The following is a 903-nucleotide window of genomic DNA, read 5'->3' as shown; positions in this document are numbered from 1 at the left end:
AGCAAGCCCGCCGATGCAAACATCCAGTTCGTCGAGGAACGCGGACAGATCCGACCGGCCACCGTGGCCGAGAAGAAGCTGCTGGATATCCCGGTCGTCGTCGAGACGGTCTGAACCAAGGACGATACAAGGANCCCATCATGCACAGCGACCAACAAATCAAGCACTGGACCCCGATCTGCGAACTGGCCGAGATCGTCCCCAACACCGGCGTGGCCGCCCTGGTGGGCGACCAGCAGGTAGCAGTGTTCCACGTCATCGACAGCTCCTCCGGCACGCCGCAGGCGCGCGTGTTCGCCATCGGCAACTATGATCCCAACGCCCAGGCGGCTGTCCTCTCGCGCGGCCTGGTGGGCAACCTGGGGGAACGCATCGTGGTAGCCTCGCCCATCTACAAGCATCACTTCGACCTGACCACCGGCCACTGCCTGGAAGAACCCGCCAACTCGGTACCGGCCTGGCCGGCGCGCATTGCCGAGGGTAAAGTCTGGATCGGTGGCTGACATGCAGACCAGCGCCGACAAGGATCAAGCCAAGCCATCGCTGGTGGTGGTCGGCAATGGCATGGCTGCCATGCGCACGGTGGAGGAATTGCTCAAGCTCGCACCGGACCTGTATGACATCACCGTCTTCGGCGCCGAGCCGCACGGCAACTACAACCGCATCATGCTCTCGCCGGTACTGACCGGCGACAAGAAAGAGGTGCGTGCCCAAAAAGTTAGTTTGCATCGTGTATCGGTTGATGGTGAGCCTCGTTTGATTGGTTGGTCGGCTGATCAATGGTTACAGCGGTTTGATATTGATGAGTCTCAATTGATGGCGTACAAAACGAAGCTATTAGATGAACCCAAGTTGACCAAATCTACTACGCTGCCTGATAGGCTTAGCACCTGAGGATGCCGT

Annotated in this window: 1 protein-coding gene and 1 pseudogene; both read left to right on the top strand. The window is 59.4% G+C overall.

From position 1 onward, the window contains the following. Nucleotides 1-140 precede the first annotated feature (140 nt). A complete protein-coding gene (gene nirD, locus I5W_RS25935; protein ID WP_017450155.1) occupies nucleotides 141-503 on the top strand; it encodes a nitrite reductase small subunit NirD in 363 nt (120 codons plus the stop codon). A gap of 1 nt (nucleotide 504) precedes the next feature. Beyond that, a pseudogene (locus I5W_RS32675) lies at nucleotides 505-696 on the top strand (NAD(P)/FAD-dependent oxidoreductase); the annotation flags it as partial. Nucleotides 697-903 lie beyond the last annotated feature (207 nt).

Source organism: Herbaspirillum sp. B65 (genome assembly GCF_000333555.1).
GTDB lineage: Bacteria > Pseudomonadota > Gammaproteobacteria > Burkholderiales > Burkholderiaceae_D > Herbaspirillum > Herbaspirillum rubrisubalbicans.
This window is presented reverse-complemented; position numbering and strand designations above follow the sequence as displayed.